We start from the raw sequence: 18706 nt of genomic DNA on the forward strand, positions 1-18706 counted from the left end.
ATGGTTCGCAACCTATTTCCTTATCTATAACATCCTTTACTGCCCGGTGTATTTGTTAGATAAGGGGGTGATAATAAATGTAAATATTTCAAATGAGTGAAAATGTTGTCCACACTCAATTTAGTTAAGTTTAGATTTTTTAAAGAAAAGTTCAGCCAGACGTGATGAAAGTTAATAAACAACTTGAAAGCTTAGTTGATAACTGTTTTTAGCCTCGATACGAAGAGTAACACATAGACTTTGAAAACCTGAGGGACAAACTAAAATCTTTTTATTTATCTTCTGGAGGGTTTTTCTTGGACGGTTATGATCTCTCAGTGATATCCTATGCCCTACTTTTCATCGTTAAGGAAATGTCCTTAACCCCTTTGCAAGAGGGTTTAGTCACCGCTTCTTCCTTAATGGGTATGGGAATCGGTGCTGTACTGTTTGGATACTTGTCCGACAAATTAGGAAGGAAAAAGTTATTTGGACTCGACCTCTTCTTCTTCACTGTGTTTGCTATCCTTTCGGCTTTCTCCACTAATATGTTGGAACTGTTCGTCTTTAGGTTCCTTCTCGGTATCGGTATAGGTGGGGATTACCCTATAAGTAGTACTATTGTCTCTGAGTTCTCTCCCTCAAAGAGTAGAGGAAAGTACCTCATGGGTTCAGTGGCCATGTATTGGTTAGGGACTCTGTTTTCGGCTATAGCAAACTTGATCTTTCTCGGCACCGGAGATTACTTCTGGCGTTATTCCTTCGCTTTAGGTGGGATATTAGCTATCCCAATAATCCTAGGTAGGATATCCCTTTCTGAATCCCCGAGATGGCTTATTTCCAAGGGGCTCATAAATGAGGAGGGTCTACCTACGCAAGAGGAAGAAAACAAAGGACTTACAACGAAAGACTTAATGAGGGGAAAAATAGGCATAATACTACTATCCCTTTCAGTCATTTGGTTCTTATTCGACGTCGCGTCTTACGGAATTGGACTATACTACCCTTCGCTACTACATCAGTTCGCATTTTCTTCTAAGGTAGAGACTCTTTACGCGACAATGCTAATTTCGGTAGGGGCTATAATAGGATACGCAATAGCCGTAGCAATTATCGATGAAATAGGAAGAAGATTTACATTATTTGCAGGATTGGGCTCCATGAGTGTTTTGCTGGCCTTAGGCGGTCTGACTAAGATATCTGGAGTCATTCTCTTGCCTTACTTCATGGTATTCGTTGCAATGGAGCAATGGGCTGGAGCTGTAACGTTGTTTTACCCAGCTGAGATCTTCCCGACCTCTTTAAGGTCAACCGCACAAGGAATTACTACCGCTGTAAGTAGGGCTGGTGCAGTACTGGGGGTCTTCGTGTTTCCCTCAATGGTTAAGTCTTTAGGACTTGCAAGTTCCCTTTTACTTTTTGGCACCACGTCACTTCTCGCGTTACTCATAAGCATTACTACTGTAAAGGAGACTAAGAAGAAGAAGTTAGAAGAGGTAAGTTTAGGAAAAGCCACTAAAGTTAGCAATCGAACTTAGCACACACAGAAATTTCCATCTCTCTCACGAGGTCTCTCAAGATGATGTAGTTCTTGTAGAGTTCTTCAAGCCCTTGTTCTGTTATGCCGAATATAATGTCGCCATTCCCTATGTACGCTTTCTTTACTATGAATCCTTTTTTTTCGAGCTCTTGTAGAGACTTGGCTATCCTCCTTCTTCTGGCTCCCAAATACTGCTCAATCTCCCTAATACTCATCTCGTCCTCGGATAACATCGTGAGGATAGCTAGTTCAAGTATGTCCATATATGATAGACTTAGAGCTGAAGTATTTAAATCGCTTTTTAGAATTATCAAGTACGAAAAGTTACACAACGCGAGTATCGGCCTATTTACAGACCTCTTACGACAAACCGTTCAACCATTTAACTAATTACAGTTTTAGTTCCCTACCCGTTAAGAAAAGGAATAATGCTAAAGTAAGGGACACTCCAGAAGAAATGAAGATAGATAATACTGGAGAAAAGGAAATGGCACTCGCTATGAACCCCATCAACCATCCTATCTGTTGTAGGGAATTGATCGAGGCATAAGTTTCGGGGCTCTTGTTATCAACTTCCTCTAACGCACTGGGGATAATAGCCTCCCATGAACCGAAAAGTACGGAAAAGAACGGAGACACTAACATAAGTGGTAAGAAAGAAAATATGACTAGATAGACCGGTAGAAAAGGTCTTCTAATGTAAGACGAGATAAAAGTGAGAAACATCCCAAAGATTTCCGCTAAGGTAGCTAAAACTCCTACGAAAAAGTCGTCTAGGTTGTATATGGTCTTAATCTCCAGATATACGTAAGGGAAAACTAGGGAGATAGGGAAAATGACTAGGATTGGGATAAGTGATTTTCTACTAAACGTTATCTTACCTCTGGGTAAGACCTTCTCTTCTAGGAATAAGATCGGAACAGAAGAAACCCAGTTAAACACTCCTGCAACGAGAAATACAAGCCTTATTCCGAAATAATCAGCTAAAAACCCACCTATTACGGGGGTAAACAATGAAGGTAAAATGGAAAACCCCCAGACTCTCGCTATTACACCCTTACCGCAAGAGCTCATGTAGGAGTAGAAGTTCGGTAGCGAGAGGAATGTGGTATAAGATATTATAAAGCCGATAGCCAACTCAGTGAAGTCCTTAGCAAGAGCTACTATCAGATAACCGAAACCGGATATGAACATGCCTAACCACATGGTTTTTACTACTCCTATACTCCTAGAAGTCTTAGCCCCGAGCACCGGCATCGGTATTGAAAAGAGAGTGAAAAGTACATATAGTAAACTAACGTATTGGCTGGGTATGAACGATGTTGTATATATTGAAATAAATGGGTAACTGAAATAATAGGAAATTCCCCAGAAGACCCAACTCAGCGTTATTAGCCCTACTTTCTTCATCCTCCTATTCTTCACTTTGAAGGTAAAAGCTTTTTATGAGTGTTTAAACAATTTATACTGATCCATATGGGTGAAAAACTGTCAGAACAGTTACAACAACTTGGCGAGAAAAATCTAGAAGAGAAAGCAGATTATAATACGAGATATTATCAATATTTATATAAAAAGAGCGTTGAAGACCCAGCAGGATTCTGGGGAGAGTTGGCTAAAGAATTAATAGACTGGTTTGAACCTTGGCAAAAGACGTTCGTCCAAGAAGAAGGGTTACTGACCAAGTGGTTCGTAGGTGGTAAACTTAATGCTTCTTATAATGCAGTAGATAAGCACTTGAACTCTCATAGGAAGTACAAGGCTGCTATAATATGGGAAAGCGGCAGAGGAGAGAAGAAAATAGTTACATATCAAGACCTTTATTACGAAGTGAACAAGTGGGCTAACGCATTGAGACAGTTGGGGGTACAGAAGGGTGATAGAGTAACGATATACATGCCCTTAACGCCGGAGGGTGTAATTGCGAAGTTAGCTGTAGCCAGGTTAGGGGCAATTCACAGCGTAGTGTTTGCCGGCTTTGGAGCACAAGCATTAGCTGACAGAATTCAGGACGCCGGAGCCAAAGTAGTTGTTACAGCCGACGCTTATTATAGGAGGGGTAAAATTGTTGAGTTAAAGAAGACTGTAGATGAAGCTCTACAGATACTTGGAAATAACAGTCCCGTTCAAAGGGTCCTTATATATAAGAGAACGGGGACTGAGATCCCGTTTAACGAGAAGAGGGATGTCTACTTTGATGAAGTCGGTAAGTTCAAGCCTATAGAGCCTGAACCGGTAGAAGCTACTCACCCCTTATTTATCTTGTACACCTCTGGCACTACAGGTAAGCCTAAAGGAATCGTTCACAGTACCGGAGGTTATCTGGTTGGTACTGCAACAATGCTCTTATGGAGCTACGGCTTAAGTCAGGATAACGATGTATTGTTCAATACCTCTGACATAGGTTGGATTGTAGGTCACTCTTACATAACTTACTCACCCCTAGTTATGGGTAGGACAATCGTCATTTATGAAGATGCTCCAGATTATCCGTACCCAGACAAGTGGGCTGAGATAATAGAGAAGTATAGAGCCACTACATTCGGTACCTCAGCAACGGCTATAAGGTCGTTCATGAAGTACGGCGAGGACTACGTAAAGCAACACGACATGTCTTCACTGAGGGTTATCGTCACTAACGGAGAGCCCCTTAACTACGCCCCGTGGAAGTGGGGACTAGAAGTCGTAGGAGGAGGAAAAGTATTCATGTCCCACCAGTGGTGGCAAACAGAGACCGGAGGTCCCAATATCGGTTACATACCCGGTGTAGTCTACTTGCCGATGAAATCAGGACCTGCAGTAGGTTTTGCTTTGCCTGGAAATAAGGTTCAAGTACTTAATGAAGAGGGCAAGCCAACCGCCCCGAGAGAGAGAGGATACCTCGTAATGTTACCGCCGTTCCCGCCTATGATGATGATAGGAATGTGGAACGATCCGAATAACGAGAGGTTAAAGAAGACTTACTTCAACAAGTTCCCAGGGATTTATTACCCAGGAGACTATGCAATGATAGACGAGGACGGTTACATATGGGTAATGGGAAGAGCAGATGAGACAATAAAGGTAGCTGCTCACAGAATAGGTGCGGGAGAAGTTGAATCGATTGTGACAGCCCATCCGGCAGTGGCAGAAGCAGCAGCTGTAGGAATTCCAGATCCAGTAAAAGGTGAGGCAGTACACTTATTCGTAGTGTTAAAGTCAGGATATTCAGCGTCCCCCGAGCTAGCAAAGGATATTCAGAATCACGTAAGGAAGTACATGGGAGCAATTGTTACGCCTGAGGTTCACTTCGTGGACAAGATACCTAAGACAAGATCAGGGAAAGTAATGAGAAGAGTAATTAAGGCTGTAATGATGGGACAAAGTGCAGGAGATATATCGACTCTTGAAGACGAGGCATCTATGGAAGATATAAAAAAGGCTGTAGAAGAGTTTAAGAAATCGCTAAAAAGTGAATAATAAGTTTTTATCTAAATTATCTATTTTATATATAAAAAACAACTTATGACTTTATTTTAAAACATAGTATAACTCTATCACTATTGAATAACTACATAAGGAACCGTAACGTTGTTAGATAGTATCAAATCAGCCCAGAGACCTGAGGATGTGTGTCCGAAAACAGGGCATGCTAACCAATAATACCCTGCTAGTATAGTATCTATAATTCCAGCTGTTGACTCTCCACCAGACACTAGGTTTAAACTTGTATAATATCTTTTCATCTTGTGATAACTGAGGACTAGTAGGTGTCATGGTATGGTTAAGTACTAATGCTATGCTATGTTGAGTCGATTCATAATTTGTACACTTAATTAATATAGTCCAATTAGCTGGTATGCATATTTTCATATTCCCGTCAGGTGTCCCGTTATAATTAAAGAGTGTAGAATTAGAAAATGTTACAATGAAATCTACTAAATACTCTGTCTAACCAAATTTAATAAAAAGAGGGGAAGAGTGGACACTAAACACACAACTACCCACACATAAAATCCTGCAATAGATGGTATTATTAACTCATTCATTCCAAGACCTATTTGTATTGCGTTTATAACAGCCAGTGAAAGAGAGGAATTACCACTCTTTACGATATCAACAACTAAGGAATAAATTACCGAAATACTCATCTCATTAAAAAATCCCATAATGAATAATCCCACCTCGTAGTATGTTGTATACAAGGAGATTACTGGTATCACACCAAGTACCCCAGTTATTACGATCCACTTTATTTTGTCTCTTCTTTCTATTAATGCAGATAGAGCTCCTCCGAGTACTGAGGAGAGAAGTAGGATCGACGATACTGATCCAGTTATTATTGCAGATCTACCTAGTACGTAAAATGAGAATGAAGGAAAATACTCGCTCACTACATAATAGGAGCCCCATATACCTGATGTAGCTAAAGCAATGATAGCTACCCTAACGTCTTTTATGACCTTAAAATTCGGCCTAATATTAGGATATGAAGCAAACCAGTTTACAATACCCATCAGAGCTGTTAATGAACCTAAGAATATACAAGCAAGTTTGAAACCTAATATAGAGTCGACGAAACCCCAGTTTAACCCTGATATACCCCCAACTGCAAACATAGCGTTATAAAGACCGAGGGCAGTTGTAACTCTTCCTTCATTTAAAACTGCTAATGTACCCCCAGCGGACGAGAAAAAGAACGACGCTCCCAAACCGGTAAAAGCGTATAAAATTAATACTGTGTATGGTTCTTTAAATAAACCGATGAGGAAATCTGATACTCCCATAATTATAAGACCTAATGTATAAGTTCTTTTCATACCAAGCTTTGTAGAGATAATTGCGGCAGGGACTTGCATTATAGCAGCTGAAGCAAAGAAGGACAAGGGAATTAAGCTCACAAAGTAATGAGGTGCATGTATACTTCCGATTAAATACGGTAAATAGGGGGAAAGGAAGAACCAACTTGTCCCATAGACTGCCCTCGCGAGAAGTATTGGAACGCCTCTCAATTTCCATTAATGCTTGATTATGTGTTTAAAACATTATCTCTGTATTCGGAAAATTTTTAAAATAAATGAACCGTAATCTATCTCGTGTTTATTAGAGGAAATAGAAAATTCCTCAAAGCTCTAGCGTTAGCAGTTATTTTCACTTCGTTATTTTCACTCACGTTAGCTTCTTCACAAATTGTCCTTACCGTAGAAAAAGGGGCTAATGATTACGGTTACGAGTTTCCAACGATGCAAATAAATGGAATTAACTCTACAGTGACTTACTACTATGTAAATGTAACTTCTCAAGTTCCTTCGACACAAGAGAACGTATACCTTATCGTAAACAACACTCCTATACTAGTCCAAAACGTGTTCTGGTATTATGGACCCTACGGGGACCAACAATGGTTGTCGAGCATTTATTACAACGGTATATATCACATGAAAAGCTTTAGTTTTCCTTCAAAGAGTAAGAAGTACGTACTAACTACCGTTTGGAAGTATAACGGTAGTGGACTCCTCGTAACGTTTACTATATCTAACGGAACCTTCTCACACCAACAAGTATGTTATCTTCCGGGTACCTACGGCAGAGTAGCTGCAACAACTTATCCCGGTACTGTAGTTGCAGGATATAGAAACGCATCTACAGCGTATTTAGGGAAGGGTTTTAATGTTTCTATCTCAACCGAATACTTATATGACGGGAAGTGGTACGTTCCTCCAGCGATAATAGACGGGTTTAAGAATATCTCTGACTCTGCAGTTTATGGTAAAGCTTGTCTAGCGACGGGAAACAAGGTATTCGTAGTATATAATGATATCCACGGCGTTATGTACTACGTAGGAGAGGACTTAGCGCTTCCCAGTGTAATAATAAGCGGAAATAAAGTGCTAACATTTCCCTTTGGAAGCCTCTGGGTCATAAAATATCCTAACGGTAGTACATCTTATTTCATTAACGAGACTACTTTCATCCAAGGTGCTATCGTCTGTCCCTTCGGGAATATAACTCTTCCTTTCTTGGCTGTGAATCCTTTATTCTTTCACTTAACGTCATTTATTCTAAATAAGACCTACTACGTAACGTCTAATCACCTTATATACTGCGAAAAACAATTTTGGGTTCCTCAGCCAGAGTACGTCTTTGTCTTAGTGAACGGGATATTTGAGCCAATCCTCATTAACGAGTCAGAAAACATATACGTAAGTAATCAATCCACCACTACTCTAACCACTTCCTCGCAGGGACAAATTACTTCTGACCAAACTATCACATCCACAGTGACCATAACTTCTACAATTACGAGTTATGTTACGATTCATGTTGTAACTTCAGTCATAACTTATATCACCACAACCGTTACAAACAGTGCTGAACTGTACAAAGGAGTCATAATAACTATAGCTATAGAACTTATAGGGTACCTTCTTTTAAGGAAAAAATAAGTAACATGTTGTATTTGAATCACCAGGGGGTGTATTACCAACTTCCGCTCACGATCATATAGTAACATTTAGTACTACTCAGAGTTAATTAATAAAATTTCTGGAAACAGTAGTCTAGTTCCTCAAGTATATGCTAGTCATGATACGTTTAATCCTACAACCGATAGTGAAATGATAATAACGACAATTAGTCCCAATACTTTAGGGCTCTAGTCCAAGAAATTCATTTAGACACCCACTTGCTGAATCTTATTGAAAGATAGTAAAAAACCACTGTTTCTACGACTAAAACAGTAAAGCTTTGGACCATTAAGCTAGTTTTTACAAGTCCCGTAAAGTTCTGTATTAAAATGGACGCTAAAGTAGTAGGTAAAGGATATATCAACTCGAAGATCATGTGAGGAAGTAAGTAATATGGATAATATACTGGAGGTAAGATGGTCAACAAAGTTCCGGCTATCGCTCCGATCCCCCAAGAGTAACGAACGTGGGAGATCAAACTCCCTATGAAAAAGCCTATTGCCGAAGTATTTAGCAAAAGTATCAACAATGTCATAAACACAGGAAAGAAATTGAAGGGATTTAAAAGGTGATAGATAATAGCCAAAGCCACATATGTTAAAATACCTGGAGAAGAGTAGATGAGATTCGAGAAAGTCAAGGCCAGGATGTAATCACCTGCACTTATTTCAGTAGCTACAAGAAGGTCTTGTATTTTAAGCTCTAGTCTTAGAAAAGCGAAATCGGCAATGAACGCAAGACCATTAGATGCAATGACCGTTATAAGCCCTCCATCAACAGCGAACTTTACAAATTCTCCTTTCGTTATCATGTAAATTAAGAAGAGTTCTGCTAAAGGCACTGTTAAGTAGGAGAATACGTAAACTATGCCCCTTACTAAGGGAGCCACACCATAAAACCTAGCAAAGGCTAAAATGAACTTAATCTTCAAGGGTCTCACCGGAGTATATTATAAAGAGGTCTTCAAGTGTTATGGGTTTCACAATGTATTTACCTAGATATTTAACAGCTTCTTCTCTGTCCACATAAGATATCCTGAGCTTACCGACCATCAGATCTCCTATACCCTCGACCCTCACCTTATTTTCGAATTTCGACAAAAGCTCTTTAACACTACCCTTGGCGATCAGCTTACCTTTGTGAAGTAATACTACTTCGTCCGACAGCTCTTCTGCCTCCTCCATATAATGAGTTGTTAGGACTAATTTCACGTCACTCTCTTTCAGTACTGACCATACTTCTGTCCTTGAATAGGGGTCTAGACCTACTGTGGGTTCATCAAGTAAGATAACTTCAGCACTTGAAGCCAAAGCCATAGCAACAAATATCTTCCTCTTCATCCCGCCAGAGAGCAAATCCGAAGGTTTGTCTTTAACTTCCCAGAGACCAATTTCCTTTAAAGTCTTTCTAGTTAGCTGGGAAGCTTCGGACAAAGAAAACCCCCTTGCCGTAAGATACATTAGTAAGTGTTCAAATGGAGTAGCGAATCCCACTGGGTGAGACTCCTGAGGAATTGATGCGATTATTTTCCTTACTTTCTTAGCGTCCTTCACCACGTCATATCCCTCTATAAGGGCTGTACCTTCTGTGGGTAAGAGTTGAGTGGATAGAATTCTGGTAAGGGTAGTTTTACCTGCTCCGTTCCTGCCCAATATGGAAATGCTCTTAGCATTCGTACTAAAGGACACATGGTCTAAAGCCGTTGTACCGTCGTTATATCGCTTCGTCAGGTTAACAGTTTCTAACACGGAGTGATCATAATTATTTGACCTAAAAACTATAACTATTTCTCCCTATGGTAAAGATCAAATTTAATATTTGATTTTTTTTAATAGTATATATAGTCATGAAAGAAGAAAAAATAGTATTCCCTGATGGTAGAAGCGTTGAGATACATGAATTCTTAGCATTTATGTATGGCTTATCCTCAAGTGACGTAAGCGTCTTGCACTTATTGATGGTTAAGGGGAAAAAAATGACCGCTGATGAGATTTCCGAAGAATTAGATGTAACTAAGGCTTCTATCAATAAGTCGTTGAACAACCTCCTTGACAAGGGCTTGATAATGAGGGAAAAGGAGGAGAGTGAGGATAAAAAGAAGGGTAGACCGGGTTATCTTTACTGGGTTGATAAAAACAAATTATATGAAAAATTAGAAAAAGATCTTGAAAAACTTGCGACTGAAGTGAGGCAAGGATTAGAACAACATTTACAATAAAACGCTACCTATATAACAAAATCTCTTTTACTGTTGCTTTTTCTCTTCTGGTGATTTCTGTTCTTCCTTCTTTTGCTCCTTACCGGATTCCTTCTTCCCTTCTTCCCTCTTTACCTTCTTTATTCTTTCGGTCGTAATATCAATCTTTATTTTAATCTTTTCACCGCTACACTCTCTTACCAATAACCCGTCTTTTTGGTTATAATCACCGCATTTTACTCTCTCTTTAGAAACTAGTTCCTTCACGAACTCTTTAGCATTCTTTAAGTGCCTGAACTTCCTCTCTATTTTCTCCTCTTTATCGCCCTTAGTAATTTGCACTGTGAGGTGATATTTTACTACTTTCATAATCTTACCTATTAGCCTTAACTATAAAAATCTGATTCACGTAGATCAACTTAATGCTCATAGTCCCAGATGTTACTAAAAGTGAAATAGTCTACCTAATCATAGCCTTTCTTTTAGGGCTTTTAATCGGGTTTTTAATAAAGAACGTCCTAAAAATAGGGATAGTCATTTTAGCTATAATAATCTTGCTTATAGTAATAGGTGTAGTCTCACCTAACACGGTCTTATCGTTTATAAAGACCTCAGTTACGACGATTACACCAGAGGCAAAGAGATACGCTACTGAGGCGCTAACTTACCTTCCCTATAACTCCATCTTTTTCATTATAGGACTCGTTGTAGGACTATTAAAAGGGTAGAAAAATATATTGCTGTAACTAGACAAATAAAAATGATAACTTTTTCAATTATGTCCTAATTACACTTTTGTAAATCATTTGAGCTCTTTTTGCGGGATCAGGATGAGTAGACAAAATGTCTGAGAACGGGGAAGGTTTCTCATTTAGCCACTCCTCGACCAGTATAGATGGATCGGTTTCCTTTACTTTTACGGGAGATGCAGTAACAATGATCCCGGTGAAAGGGTCTAACCTAACGTTCTGCATATATATTTCTATTTTAGCTAAGGCATTTACTAGATTTATCGCATCCTTTCCGAATAATTGAACTGCGTGAAAGTCCGCATAACTTTCTCTTAGCCTGTTAAACCACAGTACGAAAAGTTGGAGTGTTAATGTTATAATAAACAAGGCTCCCCCAACGGCGAGCATAACAATTCCAAATAGTAAGTCTGTCTCATCTACAGCAAATATTAAGCTGATCCAGCCTAAATTGAGGAGTAGATTACTTACGAAGCCCAAGACTGAAGGTATCAAGCCTATAGCCATACCTATTTCCACGTCATTATGCTTAATGTGTCCTACCTCGTGTCCGATCACAGCAGCAAGTTCCTCCTCGCTTAGTATGTTAAGCAGAGGGCTAGTTATTCCTATTCTCTTCCCTGTTACATAGTTCCCGTAGGCAAAGGCGTTAGGATAAGGTGCGTTTACGATGAATACCCGAGGGGGTTTGATCCCAGATGCTATTGCTATCCTCTTCACCATTTCGTAAACTCTCCCATAATAAGGATCATCTTCTGTAATCTCAAAAGAGTTCCTGGCGACCAAGTAAGGTGAAATCAGCCACTGAATTAACCAGAATAAACCCAAAAACGGTATAACGGCAATTACGGGGAAGTTAAGCAGTTGTAAGAGAATGTAGGTTACGATCGCTTCCGAGATTATCGTTAAGCCAAGTGATAGGTATATTTTAAACCTTAGCTCAGGTAAAGTGTCCATTTGAGGTTAGTGATCCTTTGAAAGAAAAATAGTTTATCGCTTAAAATACGGGGAGTGAGACGTTAAGGTTTTCTTCTACCCACGTAGTGTTTATGTAGTGCGGAGCCTTCCCTATTAGTATATCGTGCAATAATACAGATCCATAAGGTGACAATACACCAGGTTCGTCTAAAAGGTCTACCGCAAGTCCGGATATCAAGTAAACTTTACCATCATGAACTGCTGAAGTGTCATTATAATACTCTTCAATTAATTGCATAGTATAGGTGTAGTTGTAAACAGTCTGTGCTATTATCACTTGCGGGTTCACAATAAGTATCTTGGAAGCCGTTACAAGCGGGTAACCGGATTCGTTAGTAAAAACGTTGTTACCTCCAGCCAAGACTAGAAGATTATTTATAAACACGTTACCTCCAACTGTGTAAGCTTCACCGTTGGGACATATCCAGTCTAAATACGCCACGTTTACTGAAGGAGTATAGTTAATCATGTGTGAGTTAATCCAATTAACTACCTCTTTACCAACTTGAACCTCGTTAAATTGTTGGGCAATATTAAGGATGTTTTCCTCGATTTGTACAATGGATAAAGCGAAATCGTTGTTTGTAATGAGTAAATTCAATCCTGCTTTTTCCATATCTGGTATGTAGTGTGAGTCTAGCCCATACTCAACAACTACTACGTTGGGGTGAAGGAGTAAAAGACCCGATATGTTAGGAGGGCTGATAGTTTGGAACACAGTCACGTTAGATGGTATCAGCGACGTTTCGTTCAAGTAGTGTAAAAGCTCGAAGGAATATTCGTCTAAGCCAACTATATATTTACCGAGTCCTAACGAAACTAGGATCTGAGTATCTGAGGGGGCTAGACTAACGATTCTCAGGGACTTTTCTGAAGTTGTCACGATGGGCTGGGATATTTTGGGGGAAGTACTTGTTCTATTGCTATAATATTGAGTATAAATCAGAATTGAAAATATTACTATTACCACTAGAATTATTCCGATTAAGATTGAGCTTCTCATAAGTATGGATAGGTTATCCAATACATATAAATTTTATCAAGCTTCATTGTATCAATGTAGAACGTTCTCGAACGTGGTGAAATTCCGACTCATACTCAATTTCTTTCAGAACACCATTAGTGTTTCTACACCTTACGAGAATAATGTGCAATTTGTGACTACTTTTTAACCCTAGTCAAGTAGCTCTCTTCTAGTAAGCGTCGAAATTACCAATTTCCACTTGGCTTAGTTTGCGAGGATAACACTTTCAGGAATACAAGGGTTTGTATACTTTCCTATTACGTAAGATGTTTGCCGACTGTTTTTCTAAACAGAGTTTATTAACTGTTAACCTGATCTTCTTCTCTAAGGGTTCTTCCATTGTTATTTAAGAAGAGTTCTCCTCGATACTTTGTTTACCCATTAATACGTTGGACGTTAGGTTAAGATGTACCCTTGGCTTTAATCTATGGTGGAAAAGTTTATTATATGGATAGGCTGTCCAATTCTTGTGAATAAAAGTATCCTGAAGTATTTCTTATTTCTCTCTATTATACCGTCTTTCATTTTGGCTCTTATCGTAGGACAAGTCATAATTCCAATTAACGATTTAATTCACCCGAATGGTGTATATTCGATCATACTTTACAGAATCAGACTACCTACGATAATAACCGCTATGGTAGTAGGTATAACACTGTCATTGAGCGGAGCCATTATGCAACACCTATTGAGGAATCCTATTGTCGACCCTTATATATCAGGGACAGCGTCTGGAGGAGCTTTAGGTGCGATAATCTCGTATTTCTTGTTAAACTCCTTTATAATGCCCTTCCTCCAGCCTCTGTTCGCTTTTGTTTTTTCTCTCCTCTCGACCAGTTTAACAATCATAATAGGAAAAAGAGGAGGGATTTATGGTTTAGTGATAGGGGGTGTTATAGTCTCTTATATCTTCACTTCAGTTTACACGATATTGTTTACGATCCTTGAGTATAAGGATCCTACTATACCCCCTTTGCTGTTCTGGCTCTTAGGAGAGATTAGCATTGTTGGGTGGGATCAGGTTATCCCCCTGATATTAATTTCAGCTATTCTTGTAATACTATCGTTAATTCACTCAAAAGCTATCGACTTAGTAGCAATAAGTGATGAGTTGAGCTATGCCCACGGCATTAACCCCCAAAGGTTCAGGGTCTTCTGGCTAACCTTCATAAGTTTCGTGGTATCTTACGAGATATCCTTGGTAGGAGTCATCGGTTTCTTGGGAATCCTTGTCCCTCATCTGGTGAGAAGGATCATTGGAGGAAATATGAGGGATCTTACAGTGTACTCTTCTGTCATTGGTGCTTCCCTTATGTTAATAAGTAACGTATTATCCCATGGTCTCTTCGGGACTATTATCCCAGTAACTCCGATAATTGCCCTAATGTCCTCCCCGGTTCTGGTTTCGCTCATGGTGAGGATAAATGATGGTCAAAGGGTTGAGAGTTAAGTTCGGTGATAAGGTCGTCATAGATAACGTAACTTTCGAGCTTAAGGAAGGGGTGACGCTTCTTTTAGGACCTAACGGATCAGGTAAGACCACCTTACTCAGGACTATAATAGGTATGGTTAAATCGAACGAAGGGGAGGTTTCAGTAGACTTAGAAAAACTATCCTATTCCCCTTCCGAGTTCTTTTCTCCTTCCATGAAAGTCTGGGAAGTCCTAACAGCAGGGAGAAAGAGAGGAAATTACGAGAGATATGTTAAACTATTAGGGTTGGATAAGTTCATGCAAAGGGATTTCTCCACGTTAAGCAGTGGAGAGAAGAGGTTAGTGTTAATAGCTAAAGCACTTGGTGAGGGAAATTTAGTCATAATGGACGAACCCTTCTCTAACGTGGACTTTGCTAACAAATTCAAGATAATAGCTATAATGAGCCAGCTGAAGAACGAAAAGCTATTCCTTATTACAGCTCACGAGCTGGATGTTATAAACTACGTCGATAGAGTCATCCTTCTGAAGAACGGAAGGATTATCTACGAGGGAGAGCCGAAAGGCCTCTCGGATGAGTTACTGTCCTTTGCGTATAATTATAAAGTAAAGAGAGTTGACGTAAACGGAAAATTCTTTTTCACTCCGGAATTTTAATACCTCAATCTATCATTATAAATTACACGGATTCTAATACTGGTATACTAAGTTATACACTTACGTTTAACACTGTTAATTGAAACTGACTTTCGGTATTATACCCAAATTCTATTAAAAATAGATGCGAAATTTCAACTATGAGAAAGATTACCACACCATGCGAAGATGCATTTAAGAGTGTAGTTCCGGTATTAAGGTTAGCAATTGCTAAAAGACTCATAGAGAAAGGAGTGCCTGTAGTTAAAGCATCAAAGGAGGTAGGTATTTCAGCAACCACTTATGAAAAGCAGATAAAGATGAAAGGAGAGCTAGTCCAGAAGGTAAACAGCGATGAAGAGGTAAGTGATATGCTGGACTCCTTAGTTGGAAGAATTTTAAGTGGACAAACCGTCGAGAGCACTTCTTTCTGTATTTTATGTTCGAGGTCTAGGAGGATCTTCAATCTTCCTCCGTGTCCGAACCTTTAAATAAGAAAGAAACGGAAACTATTACTATTCCCGCTACTAAACTTATTATGAAAAAAGTCAAGGATAGAGAATAGACCACATAAATCGGGGAATCATTTATGAGTACAAATCCTACAAGCACTCCTTGCGTGTAATTATTTTTCAATAGTAATTGCGAATCGTAAAAACCCTCTCCGAAAACATAATATGTCCCGTTACTATACGTTGTGTTTATTATTTGAATGTTTACGGGGATTACTTGCAACGGCTCAGACACATTATCTTTGTATTCAAACACAAAACTGGAGTAACTAATACTAAGAGTGTAATTTCCCTCCGCTTTAATGGGTATAACACCCTTTTGGTACGAGCTCTTTGATAGGGTTAGATGCAGATATAAGAATACCAAACTTACTATAATAAAAACTAGACCGATTGCTAGAAAGCTCTTTTTCACAGCGATATTTTATTATGGAGAAGAGACTATAACTTTAATCCTACTATCTTAGTGTTAAAACGCTCTATAAAACGGCATTAATTCCGGCTGAATAATCGTTAATTTGGAGGCTGGTGGGAAAACCTACCTAGCTTTGGCTTTTTGCATCTCCTTAACAGTCCTCATGATTACCTCAATGGTCTTACTTCTAGGGGGCTCTTCGTACGTGCCTTTACAAAAAGTGTCAATTGCAATTATATACGTATTGAGAGTAGTGTCCAATACTTTTATTTCGGGTTCCTTAATTACGAAATCTAATTCTTTAATCCTCTTCTTTAGTTCTGGTACCAACTCATCTGGGTCTATGTCTTTTGTAATCTCATACTTAGTCCGCACTAGCCTATACTCCTCTTTATGAACAAATATGGCAGCTTGGATCATTACGTTGTTAGGTATCTTCATAATGACATTCTCGTCCGTAACTATGGTAGTATACATCAGACTGATGTCAGTTACTATACCAGTATAACCCGGGATCAAGAAATCGTTGCTCCAGAAATTCCTTTTCTCTCTTATGTTTAATAAGTTGAAGATGTTAGAATAAAGAAGATATAAGAAAACCGAGGTCTGCAGTTCTTTCAGGGGCATTTGACCCAAAAAGTATAGCACAAGAAAACTCTCAGCTACCATGACGACTCCAAGGATGATTGATACCTTGACTAAGTTAAGAATCTTCCACGATGCAGGTTTCCTACTCCACGGTGCGTTATCGGTAGACATAGTTAAAGTAACGAAATCAAACATGAACAGTAACAATACCATTTCGAAGGTGGAAATCACGAACTTATTCAAAAGAAGTAAAGCCAAGGCTATGAAAACGACGTTCTGGAAAGTCCTTGTTATTCTACTGAGTATCCAGATATTTATCCTCTCGTAAATCCTCCTACCGATTTTTATCATATCAACTATGTTCCTCAAACCTGGTGAGGTTAGAACTACAGAGGCAGCCGCCTTAGCCACGTCGGTAGCATTACTCACTGCTATCCCAACATCTGCTTGCCTTAAGGCTGGAGCATCATTTACACCATCTCCAGTCATTCCAACCACCTTACCCTCTTGTTGCAAAAGTTTTACTACAGTGTATTTGTCCTCAGGATAAACCTCGGCAAGTCCGTCTATCTGGTCTATTATCTTAGGGTTCTCCTTAAATTCGCTGACCTTAACTACGTTAGAACCAATCCCAACTTCTTTAGCTATCTCCTGAGCGATAGGTTGAGCGTCACCGGTTAGCATTATCACCTTTATTCCCAAGTCTTTCAATTCTTTTACTAATTCAGCCGAATCCTCCCTAGGTGGGTCCCTGAGAGAGACGAGACCTACTAACTTCCATTTCTCTCCATCATTTTTGGCTACAGCTAGAACCCTGCATCCTATCTTAGCTTCACTATGAGCTTTCTCATATATTTCCTCAATGTTTTTTAACCCACATAATTTACCCAAGGCATCTATTGCCCCCTTAGTCACTCTAATGGTAGACCCTCCTTTCTCTACTGTACTTTCGGTTCTCCTACTTGAAGGGTAGAAAGGTTTGAAGTCGATAACTTTCCACTCCTTGAGATCAATGTTCATCTCCTTTGCCTTGCTAATGAAAGCTAGGTCTATCGGGTCTTGGTCTTCTTCCCTTGATGCTAAAGCGCCGTAAGTGATAACTTCTTTTTCGTCCCCTTGTAAGGGAATTATTTTATGAACCGAGAGCTTGTTGATAGTCAAAGTCCCAGTCTTATCTGAAGCCAAAGTATTCATAGTAGACGCTCCTTCAATAGCATCTAGTCTAGTGACTAATACACCAGACTTAGAAAGTTCCTCGCTGCCCAAAGCTAGACTTATTGTAAACATGGCTGGCAATGCTATAGGAATAGCCCCGATTATTAGCACAAGTGCTAGAGGTAAGAAAGTGAGAAAGTTCTCGTGCCTCAGAAAGATCACTATTCCGGAAATAGCAAGAATAATGAGAACTATAACCATCATCCAGAATACTACCTTAGATATCACTTGTTGAACTCTCAGTCTTGGCTTTGCGATACCTACTAACTCCGCCGTCTTACCGAAATATGTGTTCTTACCAGTAAGGATCACCACTCCAGTTGCTTCGCCTTTTTTAACAATACTTCCTGAGTATACTATGTCTTCCTTATTTTTTGTAACGGTTAAACTCTCTCCGGTTAGAGCAGATTGATCTACTTCAAGCTGTCCTTCTTCTATCTTAATGTCAGCCGGCACAAAATCTCCTAGTCTTATTCTCGCTACATCACCAGGGACAAGATAACGAGAAGGAATGTTCCTCCAATTCCCGTCCCTCAAAACTCTTGCAGTAACTTGTAACCTGCTTTTTAACATCTCAAGGGCTTTATTAGCCCTCTGCTCCTCAGAAAAGCTGAGGATTGCGTTAAATACAATTAACGCTATGATTATATAAAAGTCAAGGTATTTTCCCAATACATAGGAAAGTATAGCTGCTGCCTCTAGTACCCAGGCACTTGGATTCCAAAACTTTTTTGCCAAGTTGATTAAGGGGTTCTCCTTCTTTTCTTCTATCACGTTTTCGCCGTATTTTCTCGGCCGGTTCTGTACCTCTACCTCAGCCAATCCCTTGTTGAGGTCTGTAGAGAGTAATTTTACAACTTCTTTCACAGGCTGTTTGATAATATTTTCCTTATTTATTTCCTCCATTACAAAGTTGATAATAGAATTCACTAGGTATAAATCTTTCTGAAGGGGGAAAGAAAAAGAGGAAAAGGGGACGTGATGGATCGAAAAA

19 protein-coding genes and 2 pseudogenes are annotated in these 18706 nt (G+C 39.4%); 9 read left to right on the plus strand and 12 right to left on the minus strand.

Annotated elements, in window-relative coordinates:
- Together WIW52_RS05405 and WIW52_RS05410 are read left to right on the plus strand one after the other, a co-directional pair.
- Nucleotides 1-100 (plus strand): annotated as a pseudogene (locus tag WIW52_RS05405) (IS6 family transposase); the annotation flags it as partial.
- A gap of 133 nt (nt 101-233) precedes the next feature.
- On the plus strand, nt 234-1517 hold the full coding sequence (locus tag WIW52_RS05410; RefSeq protein WP_337709153.1) for an MFS transporter: 1284 nt from the start codon (nt 234-236) through the stop codon (nt 1515-1517).
- Here the strand turns inward: WIW52_RS05410 and WIW52_RS05415 are convergent.
- Together WIW52_RS05415 and WIW52_RS05420 are read right to left on the minus strand one after the other, a co-directional pair.
- Nucleotides 1501-1782, minus strand: coding sequence for a transcriptional regulator (locus WIW52_RS05415; protein WP_337699173.1), 282 nt, complete (start codon nt 1780-1782; stop codon nt 1501-1503). The genes WIW52_RS05410 and WIW52_RS05415 overlap by 17 nt on opposite strands.
- Before the next feature lie 127 nt (nt 1783-1909).
- On the minus strand, nt 1910-2929 hold the full coding sequence (locus WIW52_RS05420; RefSeq protein ID WP_337709118.1) for an MFS transporter: 1020 nt from the start codon (nt 2927-2929) through the stop codon (nt 1910-1912).
- 66 nt (nt 2930-2995) lie between these two features.
- Here WIW52_RS05420 and acs point away from each other — a divergent pair, with 66 nt between their 5' ends.
- Nucleotides 2996-4978: an acetate--CoA ligase gene (gene acs / locus WIW52_RS05425; RefSeq protein ID WP_337709119.1), complete on the plus strand. Its 1983-nt coding sequence runs from the start codon at nt 2996-2998 to the stop codon at nt 4976-4978.
- 80 nt (nt 4979-5058) lie between these two features.
- Here the strand turns inward: acs and WIW52_RS05430 are convergent, their stop codons facing one another.
- The 3 genes and pseudogenes from WIW52_RS05430 to WIW52_RS05435 form a co-directional block, all read right to left on the minus strand.
- Nucleotides 5059-5244, minus strand: a complete 186-nt coding sequence (locus WIW52_RS05430) for a sulfocyanin-like copper-binding protein (protein ID WP_337709121.1) — start codon at nt 5242-5244, stop codon at nt 5059-5061.
- A gap of 40 nt (nt 5245-5284) precedes the next feature.
- Nucleotides 5285-5371, minus strand: a pseudogene (locus WIW52_RS11275) (sulfocyanin-like copper-binding protein); the annotation flags it as partial.
- Nucleotides 5372-5436: 65 nt separating this feature from the next.
- The gene (locus WIW52_RS05435; RefSeq protein ID WP_337709122.1) at nt 5437-6510 is read right to left on the minus strand and encodes an MFS transporter; all 1074 of its coding nucleotides are present in this window, start codon (nt 6508-6510) and stop codon (nt 5437-5439) included.
- Nucleotides 6511-6594: 84 nt separating this feature from the next.
- Between WIW52_RS05435 and WIW52_RS05440 the strand changes: the two genes are divergently transcribed.
- On the plus strand, nt 6595-7944 hold the full coding sequence (locus tag WIW52_RS05440; protein WP_337709123.1) for a hypothetical protein: 1350 nt from the start codon (nt 6595-6597) through the stop codon (nt 7942-7944).
- A 223-nt stretch (nt 7945-8167) separates the two neighbouring features.
- On the opposite strand, the gene WIW52_RS05445 is transcribed toward WIW52_RS05440, so the two are convergent.
- A complete protein-coding gene (locus WIW52_RS05445; RefSeq protein WP_337709124.1) occupies nt 8168-8905 on the minus strand; it encodes an ABC transporter permease in 738 nt (245 codons plus the stop codon).
- Nucleotides 8886-9713, minus strand: a complete 828-nt coding sequence (locus WIW52_RS05450) for an ABC transporter ATP-binding protein (protein WP_337709125.1) — start codon at nt 9711-9713, stop codon at nt 8886-8888. Before WIW52_RS05450 ends, WIW52_RS05445 begins: the two co-directional genes overlap by 20 nt.
- 98 nt (nt 9714-9811) lie before the next feature.
- Between WIW52_RS05450 and WIW52_RS05455 the strand changes: the two genes are divergently transcribed.
- Nucleotides 9812-10183, plus strand: coding sequence for a helix-turn-helix domain-containing protein (locus tag WIW52_RS05455; RefSeq protein WP_337709126.1), 372 nt, complete (start codon nt 9812-9814; stop codon nt 10181-10183).
- Between the two features lie 27 nt (nt 10184-10210).
- Here WIW52_RS05455 and WIW52_RS05460 read toward each other — a convergent pair whose 3' ends face one another.
- Nucleotides 10211-10531: a hypothetical protein gene (locus tag WIW52_RS05460; protein WP_337709127.1), complete on the minus strand. Its 321-nt coding sequence runs from the start codon at nt 10529-10531 to the stop codon at nt 10211-10213.
- Between the two features lie 53 nt (nt 10532-10584).
- Here WIW52_RS05460 and WIW52_RS05465 point away from each other — a divergent pair, with 53 nt between their 5' ends.
- Nucleotides 10585-10890 (plus strand): hypothetical protein, encoded by a 306-nt coding sequence (locus WIW52_RS05465; protein WP_337709130.1) that lies wholly within the window; start codon nt 10585-10587, stop codon nt 10888-10890.
- A 48-nt stretch (nt 10891-10938) separates the two neighbouring features.
- On the opposite strand, the gene WIW52_RS05470 is transcribed toward WIW52_RS05465, so the two are convergent.
- Nucleotides 10939-11868 carry a zinc metalloprotease HtpX gene (locus WIW52_RS05470; protein WP_337709131.1) on the minus strand — a complete coding sequence of 310 codons (930 nt, stop codon included), beginning with the start codon at nt 11866-11868 and terminating at the stop codon, nt 10939-10941.
- Between the two features lie 40 nt (nt 11869-11908).
- Nucleotides 11909-12892 (minus strand): ABC transporter substrate-binding protein, encoded by a 984-nt coding sequence (locus tag WIW52_RS05475; protein WP_337709132.1) that lies wholly within the window; start codon nt 12890-12892, stop codon nt 11909-11911.
- 490 nt (nt 12893-13382) lie between these two features.
- Here WIW52_RS05475 and WIW52_RS05480 point away from each other — a divergent pair, with 490 nt between their 5' ends.
- From WIW52_RS05480 to WIW52_RS05490, 3 genes are all read left to right on the plus strand, one after another.
- Nucleotides 13383-14363 carry a FecCD family ABC transporter permease gene (locus WIW52_RS05480; RefSeq protein ID WP_337709133.1) on the plus strand — a complete coding sequence of 327 codons (981 nt, stop codon included), beginning with the start codon at nt 13383-13385 and terminating at the stop codon, nt 14361-14363.
- Entirely contained in the window at nt 14338-15003 is a 666-nt protein-coding gene (locus WIW52_RS05485) for an ABC transporter ATP-binding protein (protein WP_337709134.1), read from the plus strand. The genes WIW52_RS05480 and WIW52_RS05485 overlap by 26 nt, the downstream gene beginning before the upstream one ends.
- A 140-nt stretch (nt 15004-15143) precedes the next feature.
- Nucleotides 15144-15473 carry a transcriptional regulator gene (locus WIW52_RS05490; protein ID WP_337709135.1) on the plus strand — a complete coding sequence of 110 codons (330 nt, stop codon included), beginning with the start codon at nt 15144-15146 and terminating at the stop codon, nt 15471-15473.
- Here the strand turns inward: WIW52_RS05490 and WIW52_RS05495 are convergent.
- Both WIW52_RS05495 and WIW52_RS05500 read right to left on the minus strand, forming a co-directional pair.
- Complete coding sequence (locus tag WIW52_RS05495) at nt 15445-15909, minus strand: hypothetical protein (RefSeq protein ID WP_337709136.1); 465 nt, start codon at nt 15907-15909, stop codon at nt 15445-15447. The two genes, WIW52_RS05490 and WIW52_RS05495, sit on opposite strands and share 29 nt — an antisense overlap.
- Nucleotides 15910-16032: 123 nt before the next feature.
- Nucleotides 16033-18618 (minus strand): plasma-membrane proton-efflux P-type ATPase, encoded by a 2586-nt coding sequence (locus WIW52_RS05500; protein WP_337709137.1) that lies wholly within the window; start codon nt 18616-18618, stop codon nt 16033-16035.
- Nucleotides 18619-18706: the final 88 nt, after the last annotated feature.

The sequence above is a fragment of the Stygiolobus sp. RP850M genome, from assembly GCF_037389295.1.
Taxonomy (GTDB): Archaea; Thermoproteota; Thermoprotei_A; order Sulfolobales; family Sulfolobaceae; genus Stygiolobus.